The following is a 17929-nucleotide window of genomic DNA, read 5'->3' as shown; positions in this document are numbered from 1 at the left end:
AGTCCGGCGTATGCCACATTTGGATCGGTATCCCGACCCCGACACGGGCGTTCTCCGACTCGGACCCGCCCGAGGGCTGTTCATGTGGAGGCCGGCGATCGACGAGCGGAGCACAGTGCGCGGTCGACGAGAGCCGTAACGTCCTGGATCTGCCGAGTGGCGCTGCTTTCATCGCCCGGTCGGCTGTGCAGGGAGACCGTGACGACGGTCCGGCCGTCCGGGGTCGTGGCAGGCCACACCAGGTATCCGAATCCGTCGCCGCTGTGCCCCCAGTAGCCGCCGCCGCAGGACAGTGGTGTCCAGAACAGGCCGAGCCCCTCGCGAGTACCCGGTGGAAAGCCTCGGTCGGCGGGAACTTCGACGGTGCGCTGCATCTCAGCCAGCTGGGCGGGGGCCAGAAGCCTGCCTTGCATGAGTGCCGTGAAGAACGTCCTGGTGTCCGCAGATGTACTGATCATCGACCCGTCGGCATCAGCGTCGAAGGGCAGGTAGGCGACCGTGGTGTCGGTCATGGCACCACCCGGCTCGAACTGCTGGTAGTCCCGGGCATGAGGGCCGGGCAGGAATGGCCAGTTGCCGGGGGTGAAAGTGCGGGTGAGCCGCAGCGAACGAAGAATTCTGGCCCGGACCTCGTACTCCCAGGAATGACCCGTGACAGCCTCGATGACCATGCCAAGGAGAACATAGTTGGTGTTGGAGTACTCCCAGCCGGCACCGGGTCCGAAGGACGGCTGGTGCTTCATCGCGAGGGCCACACGCTGCCGGGAGGTGTACGTGGTCCAGCGGTGCGCAACATAACCGGTCGCGCTGAGATCAGGAACGACATCGCCGACGTAGTCGGGCAGCCCGCTGGTGTGCTGGAGCAACTGGCGCAGCGTGACCCGGTGCCCGTCATTGCCGTGGCCGCGGATCAGGCCGGGCAGCCACGTGTCCACCGTGTCGTCCAGCGACAGGCGGCCTTCGCCGGCGAGCTGGAGCAGTGTGGCCGCGACGAACGTCTTCGTGGTGCTGCCGATCCTCACGTAGCCGTCCGTGGCCACAGGCTGCCCGGTGCTGAGATCACCGACCCCGCTACGCACGGTCCACACCCCGTGAGGCGTCTCCAGGCTCACCGAGACGCCTGTAACACCGTCCTCCCGCAGGGCGTCGGCATCACGCTGCAGTCGGGACAGGAGGCGATCGGGTGCCGTCGCTCTGGACTCTGCGGGAATGGTTAATGCCAGAAGGGCGACAGCGAGCATGATCACTGGCCGACGACTGGTCCGACTTCGCATGATCGGCATAAGGCAACGCTAAGAACGACACGTCTGGCGAACCATCCGGCCAACCAGACGTCCCATGGTCGGGTTCTCCCCAGTGTGCTGTGTGGGGCGACCCGTTCAGGCCGCCCGGCCTCTCGGTGCATGGGGCGGGTGCGAGTGGAAAGCCGCCAGCCATGACGCGGACACCGAAACCAGAGCACCGTGACGACCGCGAGCCCCCTGTGGGTGCTCCGGAGAGGGCGGGTCCCGATGAGGAGGCCGGATCAGCTTTCGGAGATGCCGAAACGGTCATGGAGGGCGGTGCTGCGCGGCACACTGAGGGAGTTCAAGGACGACGAGTTGGCCGACCGGGCCGCTGCCTTGACCTACTACGGCGTGCTGGCGCTCTTCCCGGCCTTGCTGGTGCTGGTGTCGCTGCTGGGCGTCGCCGGCGAGTCCGCGACCAAGGAGGTCTTGGACAATCTGCAGAAGCTGACCCCCGGCTCCGCGCGTGACGTGATCAGCGACGCGGTGCAGCAGCTCCAGGGCAACAGCGGTGTGGGCTCCATCCTGGCCCTCGTCGGCCTTGCGGTCGCGATCTGGTCCGCCTCGGGCTACGTGGCCGCATTCATCCGTACCTCGAACGCCGTCTACGACATGCCCGAGGGCCGCCCGGTGTGGAAGGTGCTGCCGCTCCGTCTGGCCCTGACGATCACGCTGATGATCCTCGCGGTGGTCAGCGCCCTGATCGTGGTCTTCACCGGAGGCCTGGCCCGGCAGGCGGGCGCCGCGCTCGGGGTGGGTGACACGGCGATGACCGTGTGGTCGATCGCGAAGTGGCCGGTCCTGGTCCTGCTGGTGACGGCCATGATTGCGATCCTGTACTGGGCCGCGCCCAACGCCAAGGGCCGCGGCTTCAAGTGGATCACCCCCGGCAGCTTCCTGGCGCTGATGACCTGGATGATCGCCTCGGCCGGCTTCGCCTTCTACGTCGCGAACTTCGGCTCGTACAACAAGACGTACGGCACTCTCGCGGGCGTCATCATCTTCCTGATCTGGCTGTGGATCACGAACCTGGCGATCCTCCTGGGCCTGGAGTTCGACGCCGAGATGATCCGACAGCGCGCCATCGCCGGCGGGCACCCCGAGAACCAGGAACCCTACGTCGAGCCCAGGGACACTCGGAAGTGGAGTGATGATGACTGCCGCCGCATGGAATGAGTCCCGTGTCGCGCGGCCGCGGGCGGGCAGGCGGCGAAGCATGGCACTCCTCACGTCCCTGCGCAACGTCGGCCATCGGCTGACCAAACGGGTGGCCGGGCGGGAGTCCGCCTGGGCCCGCCAGTTGCTGCCGCCGGGGTCGACGAGCTCGTCGAGGCCGCTGACGAGAAGCAGCTGACGAGAAGCAGCTGACCAAGACCATTGCCCGCTACGGCCGCGTTGATCTTTTGTGCATCGACGAGCTCGGCTATATGGAACTCGACCGCCGCGGCGCCGAACTCATCCAGGTTCTGACCGAGCGGGAGGAGAAGAACAGCGTGGCGATCGCCTCCAACGAATCCTTCTCTGAGTGGACAAAGATGTTCACCGACCCCGCCTCTGCGCGGCCATCGTCGACCGTCTCACCTTCGGCGGCAACACCATCGAGACCGGAACCGACTCCTACCGCCTCGCCACCACCCGCGCCCGCGCCGAACAGCAGGCCGCTGACTGACCTCGCTTCATCACTCGGCAGGGGCCTCTCTTCGCCTTGTCAGACGTGTGGGGCAGGATGCCGCCATGGCACAGCAGATCTTGCCCCCGTCGGAGTCCTGGCGCCTGATCGACGCCTGGCTGGCTACGCACGTGGCCTCCGATTTCGCCCTTCTCAATCCGCCGGCGACACCGGACGAGATCCGCCATGCGGAACGGATCCTCGGCGCCCGCCTGCCCGATGACCTCGCTGAATCTCTGCGATGCCACAACGGCGTGAGCGCCTGGACAACGATCCTGCCGGAACAGTCCCCGCTCACAGTGAGCGGCATCGTGGACCAATGGCAGACCTGCATGGACGTCGCGGCGGAGAACGAAGGCCTGACCCCTCGCCCCTGGGAAGAGGAGCCTTGGTGGCACCGCCTCTGGATTCCCTGGGCTGAGAGCGCCGATGGCGCGGCCCAGGTCATCGACCAACGTCCTGGTTCTGACACGGGGCGTCTTGGCTGGGCGGGCCACAGCGGTGGCGGTGACTTCACCGATTCCTGGCCTGATCTGGCGAGCCTTCTCCACGCGGTCGCGAAGGCACTTCATGTAGGTGGAGACGTCCGCGGACTACACCCCTACCTCACCGCGACAGGTGGGATGTGGTGGGACGAAGAGGGCTGCGGCGAGCTGCACGGTCACCCGCTGAGGTCCGCACCAATCGGGCTGCCCCAACCACCAGCCAACGAAGACCACCACCGGGTCGACACGAACCACCCGACCGCTCCTCCCTCTCACAAACATTTCCGAAGCCTCTGACCCCCCTCGTTCTCACAACGCGTCGACAAACGTTCTTGCTCGTGACCTACGCAGCCACACCTGTCGGCGTACACGCGCATGTGCAGAGGTAGGTACGGATGAACGTGCAGAGCAAGTAGCGGCCGGCTGGCCCCCATTGCCGTGCGAGATGATGGGGGTCCGGTCCCAGTCATTCGTAGGAAGTTGCGAATCGCCCCGTCAGCGCCGACCGCGCCACTTCTCTCGGCCAATGTCTGAGGCATGCGCAAGGATCTTGGCCATGACTGCAACTGCTGCCGACTACGTATGGCTCAACGAGCGCTTCCCCGACCTCGCGGAGGCGTATTGCTTCACGCTGGTGCACAACCTGGCGCCTGTGGACGTCCTTGCCCGCCTCCAAGGCCAGAGCGAGCCTTCCCAGACCGGGGTGGAGGCGATAGTGGACGCGGCCTTTGAGCTCCTAGCCCGTTCGGACAACACCCGGCAGTTCTTCGCCATGACCACTGTCGGGGACTGGACCCTGTTGATTGAGCCCGTCGGCTACATCGGCGTCACCGAAGAGAGAGCCCTGCCCGCATCTGCGGGCACCCGCTGGGTCTCGCACTTCGTCAACATCAACGGCCTCGACTCGTTCCTGTGGGCTCAGGACAGGGCCGGTCGCCTGATGTTCGAGCCCGCTGTGCCCGACCGCCGCTGGGGAACAACCCCTGACGAACTCCTAGAGGCCATGCATCACTGCGGCTTCCAGTTCTGGAACGAGACCTCCGACACCGCGGAACACTCGGCCGCAGGAGCAGCGTTCGCCCTTGCTGAGCACCTGACCGGTGTCCGCATCACACCGGAACTCCTCCAGAACACCGCTTTCATCTGCGGCAGCGCGGAGATCCGGTGAGCCGGCCATGGCACGGAACAGGTGCTCGCGTGGCTGATCACGTCGCAGGGCCGGGCGACGGCCATCACGATGGGCGCGCACGGGCCTGTTGACGATGCCGACAGAGCCGATGCTTTCATCTTGCCAGGTGAGGAGCTGGGGCAGGAGTGAGCTCTCGGATCAGGCGACTTCCGTCTCGCGCTCGATGGCTTTGAGTCGGTTCTTCAGCGAATGGGGATGTTCGGCGACGAAGTCCTCGCCACCGCCATCCTCGACCTTCTCCTGCACCACTGCGAAGTCGTCTCCATCAACGGCCCCAGCTACCGGCTCAAGAACCTCGCGGCCATCGAACGTGACAACACGGCCGCTTGATCAACACCGGGCTGGCCAGGGACCAACTTCTATGCCTCGGTCACGGCCGGGGAGATCTGCTTCGGGTGAACGGACTTGCTGTTCTTGCCTTGTCCGTGGAGAAAGGGCAGGACCTGCGCCCCGACGTCGCCGGTGATCGAATACCCGAGCAGCAGGTGCAGGAAGTCGATCATCTCCTTGCCTTCGGCGTCATCTCCGAAGGTGTCGTCCAGTTTCGGCCCGCTTACGCCTTGAGCCAAGTGGCCCAGGTCGGCATAGCCCGGCGCATCATGGCCATCGCCGTCACCGACTCCCTGAGTGTCTGAGCGAAGCCGGCCTGGTACTCCGGACTCCCGCCCCGGTGGCCGCAGGCCATCCACAGCTGCCAGGCCGCCACTCCCACGCGTCCGGCGAACATACCGGTGAACGCCGTCTCGTCGACCGCCCCGACTGCCCCTCCCGCTGCGACATACCCGGAGAGGCACGCATCGACGATACGGCGCTCGGGCACTCCCAGGCCGCGGTCGAAGCCGGCGAGATGGAAAGCTGTGAAGACCAGTTCCCACCACGGGTCCTGCGCCCCGGCCGCATCGAAGTCCAACAGCACCGGTCCACCGGAGCCGGTCAGAATGTTCTGGTGCCGGATATCGCGATGCATGACCAGTTTGGATCGCCCCAGGTCCCGCTGATCTTCGACCATGGCCTCGGTCCGCTCCACCGACTGCCTGAGGATGCGGACATGCTCGGCACTGAGGACCTCGAGGCGTTCGGCCTGAGCGAACCACTCCTCCCACTCTTCCTGGGAGTATGATCGGTAGTCGCCATCGACGGTCGGGTCAGCTGGAATCGCGCACCGTGCAAGGTGGGCAACGAGCCCGCCGGCCCAGGCCGCCAACGGTTCGCACGTCGGCGCGGTCGGATGCGTGCCCTCGACGAAGCGCACCGCGCGGGCGTAGAAACCGTCACCGATCGGCCGCCACAGACCCGCTTCTTCCAGAATCGTCGATTGCGGCTCGGGCATCGCGACACCGGTCTCCCACGCGGCGACTTCAAGCGCCCCTGCCTGGGCAGCCATGGGTAGCCAGAAGTCACCCCAGGGCTGGCCCATCTTCACCACCCATGAGCCGGAATCAGTAGCAACCTTCCCCACCGGGCTCTGCTCGTCGTCTTTGAGCAGCAGCGGGGCATCCAGCACCCGCCCCAACCCGAGCCGCTCGGCCGCCTGCGCCAGGTTCATAGCCGGTCAGTCAACCCACCCGCCGCCCCAGCGGCAACCGAATTCGTCGCCTAAAAGGGGCTGTCACGTACAAGGCCCCGCCAGCGGCACGTCGCTGGGTACCACTTGGTGATGGCCGTGGTAGTCCCGCTGGGGACTGACACCGTCGGCGATCTCGGCCGCCGACGACACCGGCTTTCCCGCGGCCTGGAACGTCCACCTCGGTCACCTCGGACCGGCCCGGGCATGCGAGCGCCGCCCTGCAGCCCCTCTGCTCGGTGAGCTGGGGCTCTCCTGGACGTGGTCTTGGGCCGCCTCCATGACCGGGCCGTGGAGGCCATGGCTGATGCCCGGCGGCCGGGCGCAGACCCTTCGGCAACGGCACCCGGATCACATCCTCCCCTGCCGAGATCGACGGTCTTCCGGCCTCCTGGCCACTGCGCCTACGCAACGACGTCGACGGCGGGCTGAACGAGGCCGGCACGGCCCCCGCGGCTGTAATCGGCACGACGTTGGAATCGTTCACGGCACCGTCCACGGCACTGGATTCCGGGCCGCCCGGAAGGCGCTCAGCACCCCTTGTCCAGGTCGGGCGCGGCTCCGGGTCGCGCTGCCGGGCCCTGCTGGTGTACGTCATGGCGAAACTCCTGCCGTCGGCCGGGCCCTGCTTGATGAGGCCGTGCAGCGGATCTTGCCCGCGTCCGGGATCCGGTCGCGGATCACGATCTCCACCGCGATCGGGGAGTGCATGACCGCCACGGTGGAGAACTCGTAGCAGTAGTACGACTGGCGCAGCAGCTCGCGCGCCGTACGCAGGACCGTCGCCGCGGCCGCGGGCGCGCCGTCGGGCGACCAGGTCGCGCATGTCGGCGTAGCGCAGGTGACGAATCGTGGCCGCTCGTCACAGTTGGCGCGTCCCGACGACTCGAACGTGCAGAGTTCAGGAGACGTTGAGGGCACCACCGCGCAACGCATGGGAACGGCTGCGTGACCGACCGGAGCGTCGGCAACAGCGAGCGGGAGGTACTGATGCCGGCTACACGGGACACGTACGCTTACGCGTCCAGGTGACACTGGTTGCGTGATTATCGAACGCGCGTATGCCCATCTTTCCTCGCACGACGAGGCAGCCTGGCCTTGGTCAGTGCCCTGCGTCCGACAGCTGCTCAAGGAAGGGCTGCGGTTCACCGCACCGGTGACTTTTTTGGTCGGTGAGAACGGCTCAGGGAAGTCGACCCTGGTCGAGGGGCTGGCGGAGGGGTTCGGTCTGGACTCCTACGGCGGCTCCCACGACTGGCGCTACGCCTCCCCTCGCGGCAAGTCGGCCCTCGGCGAGCGGATGAAATTCGACGCCGCCTCGGGGCGCGGGCGCCGTATGGCCACTAGTTGGTCAGCCCGCAAGGGCTTCTTCCTGCGCGCTGAGACCGCGCTGGATGCCCTGGACAGGGAGGGGTTCTCGCCGGACTCGGTCAGCCATGGTGAGGGCTTTCTCGCGGCGTTCCGCGGGAAGTTCCTTCACGCCGGACTCTATGTTCTCGACGAGCCGGAGGCAGCGCTCTCCTTCTCTTCGTGCCTCGAGCTGATCGGGCACATCGACCGGTTGGCCAGGGAGGGCGGCCAGGTCATCTGTGCCACGCACTCCCCGTTGCTGACCGCACTGCCGGGCGCGGACATCATCGAGGTCGGTGAACACGGTATGCGCAGGGTCGCCTGGCGGGAGCTTGAGGTCGTAGATCACTGGCGCCGCTATCTCGCCGACCCGCACACCTATCTGCGGCACATCGTCGAACCATAGGCGGGCCCCCTTCAGCCCTCGCCACATGAGCTATGTACAAGACCCGGATCTCGGCGGTGGCCAACAGGCGTGCTGATGTGCCAACTGATCTGCGTCGCCACATTCGCCCTCACTTGAAACAGGGAGAAATCCCTGGTCTCTGTCCACAGGCCCGCGCGCCAGCCATGCGATGAACACGCCGCGAGGCGCGCGGCAGCCAGCTCCTGGGCATACCAGCCATCGTGCCCATGCTGATGCTCTGGTTTCTGCTGTCGAACTGGCCGCTCGCCGGCATGGGGGTGACGACAAGAATTCCGAACAACGAGCATGACGACAGTCCGAATGCGGCACTTCTCTTCTTCGGTCCCGTGATCGCTGCGAGCGCCGTCCTCTGGTGGATCGCCAACCGTCCCCTCGCCCGCCGAACCCAACTCACCGCATCCCGCTACTGGCTCCTCTCCTTCACCGGCATTTTTATCCCAACCGCCGTCGCCATCGCAGTCTGGCCCTGAAGCATCCGTTGCTGCTGCCAGCAGTCATCGGCAGAGCCAAGTGGGTTGAACAACAAGCCTTGTCGTAGGTGTTGTTCTGCGACGCGGTGACCCCTGGGGTGCCGATATGGGTGGCCTGCTGGCTATTGGCGGTCTCGCTGATGCTGTCGGAGACCAGGACGGTTCCGTCGCTGATGCGGGTGTAGGTCCGGTCGGTGGCAGTGCCCGCCAGGTCTTCCTGCTGGCTCATGAAGCCGCCGGGCAGGCCCTGGGTCACCAGACCTCCGTAGGCGTCGCGCGCTCCTCGCCAAGGCCCGACTCCACCCGAACGAGTCAGAAACCGACGACCCCGCCCTGCCCACCGAACTCACCGCACAGCCTCAGACCGAGATCACCGAGTGGCCGTCGATACACCACTCCAGCGGACGTGATCCGGCCCACCGGTCAGCGTTTTCCCATGGGGCCGACAAGGTGGCAGTTGAGCCAAGACATCGCAGGTCTAACGCACGCTCCTGGCATAGCCACCTGCGCTCATGCCGAACTCCCGCCGGAAGTGCCGATTGAGCTGGCTCTGGTCACAGTAACCAAGCTCGGCGGCGGTCTCTGCCACGGATCGTCCCGCTGCCAGCATGGACTTGGCGCGTGCCAAGCGCAACAGGGTCCGGTAATGGTGCGGTGGAACCCCGTAAGCCTGCCGGAAACTCCTGAGCAAGTGGCCTTTGCTGCAACCGGCGACTGCCGCGAGGTCGTCGAGCTTGATGTTGGAGTTCAGTTGGCTGTGGAGCATCTCCCGTACTTGACGAAGCGCTCGAGGACGAAGTGTCGGACTCGCTGCGCCGGGAGCATCCGCATGCCTGGCGAGTAAGACGGTCAGCAAGCGGATCAGCGACGACTCGAGATCCAACTCGTCCTCGCCGTGCGCCAAACCCCTGTGCAGCGCAGCAATGCCGTTGAAGAGGCTGCGGTCTGGATAGGTCACCTCACGAAAGCGCGGCCGGCCTGTGCCGACTGGCATGAGATCGGCGTCTATGAACATCAGTTGCACAATGGCCTGGCCGTCAGCGGCGGCTTTGTCCTGATCGAGGCAGCTCACGACCTCATGGGGCTCGATCACCGTCACCGCGCCTGGAACAGGGGGGCCCTGGGTTCGCCCGAGGTACTGAAAAGGGGGTGCAGAGCCGCCATGTGTGATCTTGACAGTGTACCCACCGTTCACAACGGTCGGGAAGACACCATCGGCAGCACGCACAACCAGGCTCTCGACTCCGAACCGCGCTCTTCTGTGACACCCATCGCTTGCGGACTCAGTCATGTCACTTTCGCCCTAGTCCGGTTTGTTCGGTTGATCTTACAGTTCCCGGCAAGACAAGTGCATCCGTCGAGCCAGGGAGGCATGACAGTCGATGGTTGAGCCAGTCGCCCTGCCCCTGCCGTCAGACCGCGGGACCAACACCTGACGAGATCTGTGCACCGCTGCGGAGATCACCGTCCACACCGATCCAGGTGCCGGGCGGCGGTTCCTGGCCCATAAGGCTCGCGGCCACGACCGACAGTTCCATGCCTACCGCCCGTTACGACAGGCGCTATGTCAACACCGACCTCGAGAGGGCTCCGATGAGCAAGCCGTACAGCGACGCCGCCAACATCCCCGTCAACGCGTCGCAACCCGTCCTCACCTACCACCCGGTCACCCTCGACGTTCCCGGCCGGCCCGTGCCGCTGGAGGTCAAGGTGTCGATCCCCGCGACCGGCACGGACCTGCCGCTCATCCTCCTGTCCCACGGGCACGGGCTGGCGAACTTCCTGTCGTCCTACAACGGCTACGGGCCGCTGGCGAACTTCTTCGCCGCCCACGGGTTCGCGGTCATCCAGCCGACCCACCTGGACTCGACGGCCCTCGGTCTGCGCGACACCGACCTCAAGGACGCGCCCCTGTTCTGGCGCGACCGCGCCACCGACATGCACAACATCCTCGACCGCCTCGACGACATCGAGGCCGCCGTCCCTGGTCTTGCCGAACGGCGGATCGACAGGGACCGTGTCGGTGCCGTAGGACACTCCCTGGGCGGCAACACCGTCTCCCTCCTCCTCGGAGCCCAGATGCTGGACCCGGACGACGACCGGCCGAAGGACCTCTCCGACTCTCGTGTCAAGGCGGGAGTGCTCATCGGAGCTCCAGGCATCGGCAACGACGAGCACTTCGCCGAGTGGGCCAAGACGAACTACCCGGTGCTGTATTACACCGACTTCGAGCAGATGACAGGCGCCAGCCTGGTCATCGTGGGGGATCAGGACCTCAACCCCAACTTTTCCAATCGGCTCAGCTATCGTGCTGACGCTTACTCGGCCAGCCCCGGCGGCAACAAGACCATGGTGACCATGTACGGCGCTGGTCACATCTTCGGTGGCATATCCGGATACGACGCGGCAGAGACGGACGACGAGAATCCCGAGCGCGTGGCGACTCTGCGGGCTCTCGTGTGGGCCTACTTGCGTAGCCAGCTCTACTCGGCCGACCCGTCCTGGAAGAACGCGGTGAACGCCCTGGAGAACGGGGAAGACCCGATGGCCAAGGTCGAAACGAGGTAGTTCCGCGAGGTGGGCGGCAGTGCGACGGCCGCCGCCCAACTGGTTGTCACCGATCCGGCCCTCCGGCGACGCCTGGTCGAGGCCGCCCGCGCCGCCGGGATGCTCGTACGGGTCAACGACTACCGCCGCGGCGGCGTCCAGGACCAGCCCGTCGTCGCCACCACGGACAGCCGGTCGGCTTCATCCGCCACGCCGAGCACTGCCTGCTGCTGGGGAGGTCACCCCCACGTGGACGCGTGTCCTGCTTGCGGCATGACCTCCCCCGCTCCTCGCCGGCCGGCCCCGGCGCCGTCTGGAATCGGGGATCGCTGCGGCGTGGAAGCAGAAGCGGGGCGGGCGGCCACCCGCCCAGGAGGGCCGCCCACGCGTGCTGTCACAAGCTGAGGTAGAAGCGCACCGTCGTGCCGTCGTCGCTGGTGTGTATGCGCACCAGGTCGGCGACGTAGTGGACCAGCATCAGGCCTCGGCCGCCCAGTTGGCCGGGCTCCGGCGGGCGGCGGCCGGCCAGCGGATCGGTCAGCCGGCCCGCATCGCGGACCTCACAGACCAGCTGCTCCTGCTCGGCCCAGATGGCGATTGTCCCGTCGCCTCCGCCGTGGACCACGCTGTTGGTCGTCAGCTCCGCGACCGCCAGCTCCACATCCATCAGCCGCTGCCCGGTCATGCCCAGCCGCTTCGCCTGAGCGACAGCGAACACGCGGACCGCCGGAAGGTCGTCGCGGCCGTAGGAGAAGGCCGCGGCGTCCTGTGCAGGCGCAAGTGCCTGGTTGTACCGATCGACGACCGACTGCCAGTCGTAGGCGTCGCTGACCGACTCACGTCCCTGCCCGCTGATGAGGGTCGGGTGAGTGACCTTCGCGTCAGCGATCACCTGCGGGTCCAGCCGTACCTCGTCGTAGGGGCACAGGATCGTCACCGCTCGGCCCTCGAACGCAGCGTTGATCAGCGCCTCGTGCTGCGCGCACGCCGGGTACTCCACCGCGCTGCGCCCGGCCCAGATCGGCTCGCCGATGATCCGCACACGCCCCTTCGGGTGGGCATCGGCGAATCCGCGCAGCACTTTGGGGATGATCCGCCCCGGGTTGCGGCCGGCCTCGGTCATGTCCAGGAACAGGATGCCCTCGGCGTCCCCGCCCAGCCCTGTCTTGATCAGCTCCAGGTTGGGGCCGGGCACCGCCACGGCCATCGGCTCGGCGTCGGTCAGGCCTTCGCGCAGGAAGGCCACCGTCTGCTGCGTGTACTCCTGCTCGGTGCGGTAGAAGAGGGCAGGGTGCACGAACGCTTCGTGGGTGGTCACTGTGCTCATCCCGGAGCCACCTCGATCCGGTCCAGGCCCGGCCAGAACATCTCCAGAACCCGCGGCAGCTGCGGCGGGGGATTCTCGACCACAACCCTCCCGTCGGGCAGGTTCATGGCGGTGACCGCCAGCGCGGTTACCCCGGCCACGTCGACGAACGCCACATCCGACAGCTCCACGTACGACACGTCCGCGTGCCGCCGGGCCAGCTCGGACAGAGCCTGCTCCCAAGAAGGGCGAGTGCCGGCGCTGATCTCACCGCGGGCACATATCCCGCAACGACCAGACAACGGGTTCACCTCCAACGCGGCTCTCTCGGGCACCGGGGCGGGCCCGCCCACCGCACGTGGGGCATCCACGCTCGGACTCCTTCACGTCCAGCCGCCTGCCGACCGTCCCGGCACAGGCAGAGGAAATGCTCCCCCGACGAGGCAGTGTACCCAGGCGGCAGACACGCCTGGTTCTGTACATGAGAGCTCGCACACCAGTCAGACGCAACGTGGCGCGGTTCGGGCTCGAGGGCTGGAGCCGCGCGGCGGCACGGGCATCGATCCGCGGTCTCCCGCCCAGCGCCGCATCGCTCCCAGGGCTCGGCGTCCGCGCGGCAATGCCCCGCGAGCAGGTGGTGACTCGTCCCCAGTGGGGTCGGGAAGCAAACCCCCCGAGCGCCCAGACCCACCCCGGAGCCAGCAGAAGCAGTCCCCCCGGGGGTGGGCGCTCAATCACTTACACCGGCGGCTCGGTGAAGCCGCGCAGCATTCGCTCCGTGTGAGCGACCGCCGACAAGCAGGGGGGAAACGCGGGCCCACGGCTCCATAGACGAGCTGATCTACGGCCATTTGAAGCCGTATGCAGCATGTCCCTATGAGGCGATGCGAATCACCAAGGTGAGCAAGGCCCAGCTCAGAGAACTCTGTCCTGCTCACCTTCGAGCGAGCCGCTGCATCAGCGTGATACCCCCAGTGAGCCTTCGGGCGGAGCGCTGGATCAGTAAGAAGTTCGCTTCTTCAGGCGCGGCAGGCCGGATCGGGATTTTCACTCAGCACTTCCACGGTAATTGTGGTCCTCACCTCATGATCCACCCGTGCGGTTCCGGGGGGGGCGGGCTGTTCAGTGAACGCGTCCGCAGATGTCAGACAGGCACTGATGCACCAAACTCACGACCACGGCCTTCGTGGTGATCCGCTCTGGAGCACAGGATCAGACGAAGGCCGCCTGTACGTCCGCCGAACTCCGAAAACGCTGATCAGGTTCGAGCCGCGTTCGGTGCGGGTCGTGAGATGACAAACTCAGTGGCTGGTTGCGGATACGTCGTTCAGGGCGGGGACCGCGTCTGGGTCAGTGGAACGCTGCGGGGGTGTGGGCTCTTGTGCGGGCTTGGGCTTTGTCAGCAGCAGTCCGGTGAACACGGCGGTGACCAGAGTGACGATGCCTGCGGCGAGGAAGGCGCTGTTGAGGCCGGTCTCGAAGGTGGCGCCGCTGGATTGCCGGGTGCGGACGATGGCTCCGAGTACTGCCACGCCGAAGACGGCACCGATCTGTCGGGTGGTGGTGCTGACGCCGGATGCGAGGCCGCCTTCCTGCGAGCTGACCGCCTGGATGGCGGCTCCCGTGAGGGGGGACATGGCCAGGGCGAACCCGGTGCCGGCGACTGCCAGGCGCCACCACACGTTCTCGTATCCGGTCTCGGCGTGGACGGTGCCGAGTGCCACCAGTCCCAGTCCGGCCAGGGCGAGGCCGGTGGTGACCACGATGCGGTAGCCGTAGCGGGCGGCGAGCCGCCCCGCGTACGGGCTGACGACGACCATGGCAAGGGACAGGGGCAGGGTCTGCAGGCCGGCGCGCAGGATCGAGCTGCCCTGGACGTAGACGAAGAACTGGGAGAAGAAGAACGAGGAGCCCATGAGGGCGAACCCGACCACGACCATGGCGGTGTTGGACACGGTGAACAGGCGCTGCTTGAACAGGCGCAGGGGGAGCATGGGTGCGGTGCGGCGGGCTTCGACGGTGATGAAGGCGGCGAGGAGGATCACCGCGGCGGCGAAGCTGGACAGGATCAGCGGTGATGTCCACCCGCGGGCGCCGCCCTCGATGAGGCCGTAGGTGAGGGTGCCCACGGTCAGGACGGACAGCACCGTGCCGGGGACGTCGATCGCGGGGGCGTTCGGGTTGCGGGACTCGTCGAGGTGGCGCAGGCCGAGCAGGAGGAGGGCGACGCCGAAGGGCAGGTTGACGAGGAAGATGGCGGGCCAGCCGAAGGCCTGGGTCAGCACGCCGCCGGCCACGGGGCCTGCGGCGAGGCCGATTCCGCTGAGTCCGGCCCACAGCCCGATCGCCTTGACGCGTTCTTGCGGTACGGGGTGGGCGGCGGCGAGGAGGGCGAGCGAGGCGGGGGCGAGTGCCGCGGCTCCGATGCCCTGCAGCACCCGGCCGGCGATCAGCCAGCCGACCGAGGGCGCGAGGGCACAGACCAGTGATGCGGCGGTGAACACCGCCACGCCGGTCAGGTAGACCCGCTTGCGGCCGAACCGGTCGGCGAAGACGCCGCCGGTCAGGAGCAGCATGGCGACCAGAAGTACGTAGGCGTCGACGATCCATTGCAGGCCGGTCAGTTCCGTGTGGAGCCGGTGCTGCATGTCGGGCAGCGCTGCTCCGACGATCGTGTTGTCGAGCAGGACCATGAACTGGCCCAGGCAGGTCACCGCGAGCAGCACGGCCCGGTTCGGTCGGCTGCCTACTGTCGCAGGCGATGCAGCCATGGGGATTCCTCTCAATCGACGATTGCGCCCGGCCACGACCGGCGTGGTCAGCCCCTGGACGCTTTAAAGCAGTCTTTAGCTGCGTTAGCAGACTGTACAGAGGGCTACCCTTAAACGCAAGTCTCGACTGCGTTAAGGTGGGAGCATGGATGAACGACATGGATGAACGACAGCGGACCCGGCGGCCCGGCGGGCGCAGCGCCCGCGTCGGCGCACAGGTACATCAGGCGGTGACCGCCCTGATCAGCGAGCGGGGCTACGGCCACTTCACTGTCGCGGAGGTCGCAGCCCGTGCGGGTGTGGCCGACAGCAGCATCTACCGCCGGTGGGGAAGCCTGGAGGACCTCCTGTCCGAGGTGGCACTCACCCGCCTCAACGCGCAGTCGCCCATGCCCGACACCGGCACCCTCGCCGGTGACCTGCACGCCTACGCGGCCAACGTCGCCCGGGAGATCACCGGACCCGACGGCCTCGCACTCGTCCGCCTCGCCGTCGTCCTCACCGGCACAGGCAGGCAGGGCCGGCAGGCACGTGACGGCCTGCGCGACGAGCGCACCCGGCAGATGCAGTCCATGCTCGACCGTGCCGTCGAGCGCGGTGAGCCCGCACCCGACGCGCTCGACGTGCTGGACCACATCCTGGCCCCGATGTACATCCGCGTCCTGTTCGGCATGGAACTCGCCCCCGACTACGTCGATGGGCTCGTCGACCGGCTGCTGTGACCACCCGATGCGCCCGCGTGGCAGCGCGGGCGCGGAGCGTCAGGCGGGCTGGGCGGTGATGGTGCAGAGTCGTTTGGTGGCCCGGGTCAGGGCCACGTACAGGTCTCTCTCCCCGCCGGGGCGGGCCGTGATGATCTCCTCGGGGTTCAGGACGACGACCCCGTCGAATTCCAGGCCGCGTGCTTCGGACGCCGGCACGATGCGCGCCTGGTGCACGATCCCCCGGGCCGTCAGCTCGCCCACCCTGGCATCCGCGCAGATCACCCCCAGGAGTTCGTCCGGGTGCGCGGCGCTCTGCGCACGGAGTTCCCGGACGACGGCGGCGACCGACCCGTCCTGAGGTGTGGTCACGGAGCGAGGGCTCTCACCGCTTCGCAGTGACCGTGTGGGCTTCTGGTCCGGAGCGATCCGGGTGAGCAGGTCCCGGACGCTCTCCAGGATCTCCTGCGTGGTGCGGTAACTGACGGTCAGGTTGTGCAGTTTGAACCTCGGTCCGACGTGGGGGCTCAAGGCCTCCGTCCAGTCGCGTGCCGTCGCGACCGGGCCTGCCTGGGCGAAGTCGCCCACCAGTGTCATCGCTCTTGCCGGGCAACGACGGACGATCATCCGCCACTGCATGGCCGTCAGTTCCTGCGCCTCGTCGACGACGACGTGCCCGTACGTCCGCTGGGGGGGTCCCTCGACCAGGCTCGCCGCCTCGTCCAGCAGCGGGACGTCGGCACTGGTCCACGGGTCGTCCGGGCCTCGCAGCAGCAGGGACCGTTCCTGCTCGGTCAGGCCGGGCAGGTGCTCGGCGAGAGCGCCGGCATCCGTCAGGAGCTCCTCCACGAGGCCGCCCGGCGCAAGCCGCGGCCACAGCGCCTCGACCGCCCGGTCGACGCCGGCGTCGTCGAGGAGGTCGGCCCGGATGGCGTCCAGGTCCAGCTCGTGAGCCGGGTCCGGGTCGGCCGCGCCTTCGGTGCGGCGCTGGGCGGCTCCGGTGAACCGGTCGAGGTTCAGGCCCGTCATCTTCTCGGTATCGGCGTCGATCTGTTCCAGGATGTCGCCCATGTCCCGCTGCATCGCCTCGGTGACGGCGTCGGCCAGGAGCTCCTTGAACACCTGGCGCGCGGGGTTGTGCCCCGGTACGGCTGCCACTGCGGCGTCGCGTGCCGTGGCCACTTCCTTCTCGGACAGGTGGACCACTTCCCGGCCGACCCGCACGGTGAAGTCACCGGCGGGGGCCTGATGGACGCGCAGCAGACCGGCCAGGGCCTCGGCGAGGCCGATGCCGCCCTTGAGGCGTGCCGTGTCGAAGGGGTCGGCCGCCTCCGTGAACACTCCGGCCAGTTCCTGGCATGTCGCCAGAACCACGTCGTTCTCTCCCAGTGAGGGAAGGACCTGGGAGATGTAGTCGAGGAACCGGGCGTTCGGGCCCACCACCAGGACGCCCTCTTCCGCGGCGCGCGGAAACGCGTACAGGACGTAGGCGGCCCGGTGCAGGGCGACGACCGTCTTGCCGGTGCCGGGGCCGCCCTGGACCACGGTCACCCCTCGGTGGCGGGAGCGGACGATCTCGTCCTGCTCGGCCTGGAGCGTCGCGACGGCGGCGTGCATCTTGCCCGTGCGCCTGGCCGACAGGGCCTCGGTCAGCGGGCCGTCCCCCACGACGTCCTCGTGGGTCGGGGCGGTCCCGTCCAGCAGTTCGTCGCTCACCGAGACGACGGTGCGGTCATCGAGGCGCAGGTGCCTGCGGCGCCGCAGGTCCATCGGGTGGACCGGTGTCGCCTCGTAGAAGGGCCGCGCCGCGTTCGCGCGCCAGTCCACGAGCAGCGGCAGGTCGTCCTCCTCCGTGTGCAGTCCGATCCGTCCGATGCGCAGGGCGGTGCCGTCCGTCCAGTCGATGCGTCCGAAGACCAGCCCCTTTTCGGCGCCCTCCAGCCGGCCGATTTCCTTGGCCAGACGTTCGGCGGCGATTTCCCTCTCGTATGCCTCGCCGGCGCTGTCGGCCGGGGCCTTCAGCACGCTCGCTCTGCTTGCCCGCGCCTCGGAAAGCCGCTCGGTCAGCAACTCGTACAACGAGGACACATAATCCTGCTCCGATTCAACCGCGCGCACAGCAGAATCAATCCTTTTCGACAACAAGAAGCTCCTTCGATTCGAG

The 17929-nt window shown here is 67.3% G+C and carries 16 protein-coding genes and 4 pseudogenes; 10 read left to right on the top strand and 10 right to left on the bottom strand.

Features of this window, described 5'->3' with window-relative positions:
* Positions 1-80: 80 nt before the first annotated feature.
* Positions 81-1241 (bottom strand): serine hydrolase domain-containing protein, encoded by a 1161-nt coding sequence (locus E6R60_RS32940; RefSeq protein WP_206309577.1) that lies wholly within the window; start codon positions 1239-1241, stop codon positions 81-83.
* Positions 1242-1435: 194 nt separating this feature from the next.
* Here E6R60_RS32940 and E6R60_RS32935 point away from each other — a divergent pair.
* The 6 genes and pseudogenes from E6R60_RS32935 to E6R60_RS32915 form a co-directional block, all read left to right on the top strand.
* Positions 1436-2462: pseudogene (locus tag E6R60_RS32935) on the top strand (YihY/virulence factor BrkB family protein).
* A 40-nt stretch (positions 2463-2502) separates the two neighbouring features.
* Positions 2503-2640, top strand: coding sequence for a hypothetical protein (locus E6R60_RS36880; protein ID WP_168713715.1), 138 nt, complete (start codon positions 2503-2505; stop codon positions 2638-2640).
* A pseudogene (locus E6R60_RS32930) lies at positions 2601-2955 on the top strand (ATP-binding protein); the annotation flags it as partial. The gene E6R60_RS36880 and the pseudogene E6R60_RS32930, both read left to right, overlap by 40 nt.
* Before the next feature lie 65 nt (positions 2956-3020).
* Complete coding sequence (locus E6R60_RS32925; RefSeq protein WP_136330375.1) at positions 3021-3737, top strand: SMI1/KNR4 family protein; 717 nt, start codon at positions 3021-3023, stop codon at positions 3735-3737.
* Positions 3738-3996: 259 nt separating this feature from the next.
* On the top strand, positions 3997-4608 hold the full coding sequence (locus E6R60_RS32920) for a DUF6461 domain-containing protein (RefSeq protein ID WP_136330374.1): 612 nt from the start codon (positions 3997-3999) through the stop codon (positions 4606-4608).
* A gap of 216 nt (positions 4609-4824) precedes the next feature.
* Positions 4825-4959, top strand: a pseudogene (locus tag E6R60_RS32915) (ATP-binding protein); the annotation flags it as partial.
* A 68-nt stretch (positions 4960-5027) separates the two neighbouring features.
* Here the strand turns inward: E6R60_RS32915 and E6R60_RS32910 are convergent.
* The 3 genes and pseudogenes from E6R60_RS32910 to E6R60_RS32900 form a co-directional block, all read right to left on the bottom strand.
* Positions 5028-5171 (bottom strand): annotated as a pseudogene (locus E6R60_RS32910) (DNA primase); the annotation flags it as partial.
* 11 nt (positions 5172-5182) lie between these two features.
* The gene (locus E6R60_RS32905; RefSeq protein WP_136330373.1) at positions 5183-6175 is read right to left on the bottom strand and encodes a phosphotransferase; all 993 of its coding nucleotides are present in this window, start codon (positions 6173-6175) and stop codon (positions 5183-5185) included.
* A 612-nt stretch (positions 6176-6787) separates the two neighbouring features.
* Positions 6788-7117 (bottom strand): hypothetical protein, encoded by a 330-nt coding sequence (locus E6R60_RS32900; RefSeq protein ID WP_240802774.1) that lies wholly within the window; start codon positions 7115-7117, stop codon positions 6788-6790.
* Between the two features lie 118 nt (positions 7118-7235).
* On the opposite strand from E6R60_RS32900, the gene E6R60_RS32895 reads away from it, so the two are divergent.
* Together E6R60_RS32895 and E6R60_RS32890 are read left to right on the top strand one after the other, a co-directional pair.
* Entirely contained in the window at positions 7236-7949 is a 714-nt protein-coding gene (locus E6R60_RS32895; protein ID WP_136330372.1) for an AAA family ATPase, read from the top strand.
* A 227-nt stretch (positions 7950-8176) separates the two neighbouring features.
* Entirely contained in the window at positions 8177-8440 is a 264-nt protein-coding gene (locus tag E6R60_RS32890) for a hypothetical protein (protein ID WP_240802782.1), read from the top strand.
* Here the strand turns inward: E6R60_RS32890 and E6R60_RS32885 are convergent.
* Both E6R60_RS32885 and E6R60_RS32875 read right to left on the bottom strand, forming a co-directional pair.
* Positions 8403-8696 (bottom strand): hypothetical protein, encoded by a 294-nt coding sequence (locus E6R60_RS32885; protein WP_136330370.1) that lies wholly within the window; start codon positions 8694-8696, stop codon positions 8403-8405. The genes E6R60_RS32890 and E6R60_RS32885 overlap by 38 nt on opposite strands.
* Before the next feature lie 222 nt (positions 8697-8918).
* Positions 8919-9539, bottom strand: coding sequence for an AraC family transcriptional regulator (locus E6R60_RS32875; protein ID WP_136330369.1), 621 nt, complete (start codon positions 9537-9539; stop codon positions 8919-8921).
* Between the two features lie 494 nt (positions 9540-10033).
* On the opposite strand from E6R60_RS32875, the gene E6R60_RS32870 reads away from it, so the two are divergent.
* Entirely contained in the window at positions 10034-11008 is a 975-nt protein-coding gene (locus tag E6R60_RS32870; RefSeq protein WP_136330397.1) for an alpha/beta fold hydrolase, read from the top strand.
* A 373-nt stretch (positions 11009-11381) separates the two neighbouring features.
* Here the strand turns inward: E6R60_RS32870 and E6R60_RS32865 are convergent, their stop codons facing one another.
* The 3 genes from E6R60_RS32865 to E6R60_RS32855 all read right to left on the bottom strand — a co-directional run bounded on the left by E6R60_RS32865 (position 11382) and on the right by E6R60_RS32855 (position 15064).
* Positions 11382-12314, bottom strand: coding sequence for an anti-sigma factor RsbA family regulatory protein (locus E6R60_RS32865; RefSeq protein WP_136330368.1), 933 nt, complete (start codon positions 12312-12314; stop codon positions 11382-11384).
* A complete protein-coding gene (locus E6R60_RS32860) occupies positions 12311-12664 on the bottom strand; it encodes an STAS domain-containing protein (protein WP_136330367.1) in 354 nt (117 codons plus the stop codon). The genes E6R60_RS32865 and E6R60_RS32860 overlap by 4 nt, the downstream gene beginning before the upstream one ends.
* A gap of 930 nt (positions 12665-13594) precedes the next feature.
* The gene (locus E6R60_RS32855; RefSeq protein WP_136330366.1) at positions 13595-15064 is read right to left on the bottom strand and encodes an MFS transporter; all 1470 of its coding nucleotides are present in this window, start codon (positions 15062-15064) and stop codon (positions 13595-13597) included.
* A 158-nt stretch (positions 15065-15222) separates the two neighbouring features.
* On the opposite strand from E6R60_RS32855, the gene E6R60_RS32850 reads away from it, so the two are divergent.
* The gene (locus tag E6R60_RS32850) at positions 15223-15786 is read left to right on the top strand and encodes a TetR/AcrR family transcriptional regulator (protein ID WP_136330396.1); all 564 of its coding nucleotides are present in this window, start codon (positions 15223-15225) and stop codon (positions 15784-15786) included.
* A gap of 39 nt (positions 15787-15825) precedes the next feature.
* Here the strand turns inward: E6R60_RS32850 and E6R60_RS32845 are convergent, their stop codons facing one another.
* On the bottom strand, positions 15826-17853 hold the full coding sequence (locus tag E6R60_RS32845) for an AAA family ATPase (RefSeq protein ID WP_136330395.1): 2028 nt from the start codon (positions 17851-17853) through the stop codon (positions 15826-15828).
* Between the last annotated feature and the right edge of the window lie 76 nt (positions 17854-17929).

Origin of the sequence: Streptomyces sp. A0642, assembly GCF_004795105.1 — a bacterium.
Lineage (GTDB): Bacteria > Actinomycetota > Actinomycetes > Streptomycetales > Streptomycetaceae > Streptomyces.
The sequence above is the reverse complement of the archived record's forward strand: the minus strand, read 5'-3'. Positions and strand labels throughout refer to the sequence as shown.

What these genes read in the sequence shown, in the direction of transcription:
- E6R60_RS32940 (WP_206309577.1), bottom strand. Translation starts at nt 1,241, where the DNA reads ATGCTCGCTGTCGCCCTTCTGGCATTAACCATTCCCGCAGAGTCCAGA.
- E6R60_RS36880 (WP_168713715.1), top strand. Translation starts at nt 2,503, where the DNA reads ATGGCACTCCTCACGTCCCTGCGCAACGTCGGCCATCGGCTGACCAAA.
- E6R60_RS32925 (WP_136330375.1), top strand. Translation starts at nt 3,021, where the DNA reads ATGGCACAGCAGATCTTGCCCCCGTCGGAGTCCTGGCGCCTGATCGAC.
- E6R60_RS32920 (WP_136330374.1), top strand. Translation starts at nt 3,997, where the DNA reads ATGACTGCAACTGCTGCCGACTACGTATGGCTCAACGAGCGCTTCCCC.
- E6R60_RS32905 (WP_136330373.1), bottom strand. Translation starts at nt 6,175, where the DNA reads ATGAACCTGGCGCAGGCGGCCGAGCGGCTCGGGTTGGGGCGGGTGCTG.
- E6R60_RS32890 (WP_240802782.1), top strand. Translation starts at nt 8,177, where the DNA reads ATGCTGATGCTCTGGTTTCTGCTGTCGAACTGGCCGCTCGCCGGCATG.
- E6R60_RS32870 (WP_136330397.1), top strand. Translation starts at nt 10,034, where the DNA reads ATGAGCAAGCCGTACAGCGACGCCGCCAACATCCCCGTCAACGCGTCG.
- E6R60_RS32865 (WP_136330368.1), bottom strand. Translation starts at nt 12,314, where the DNA reads ATGAGCACAGTGACCACCCACGAAGCGTTCGTGCACCCTGCCCTCTTC.
- E6R60_RS32855 (WP_136330366.1), bottom strand. Translation starts at nt 15,064, where the DNA reads ATGGCTGCATCGCCTGCGACAGTAGGCAGCCGACCGAACCGGGCCGTG.
- E6R60_RS32850 (WP_136330396.1), top strand. Translation starts at nt 15,223, where the DNA reads ATGGATGAACGACAGCGGACCCGGCGGCCCGGCGGGCGCAGCGCCCGC.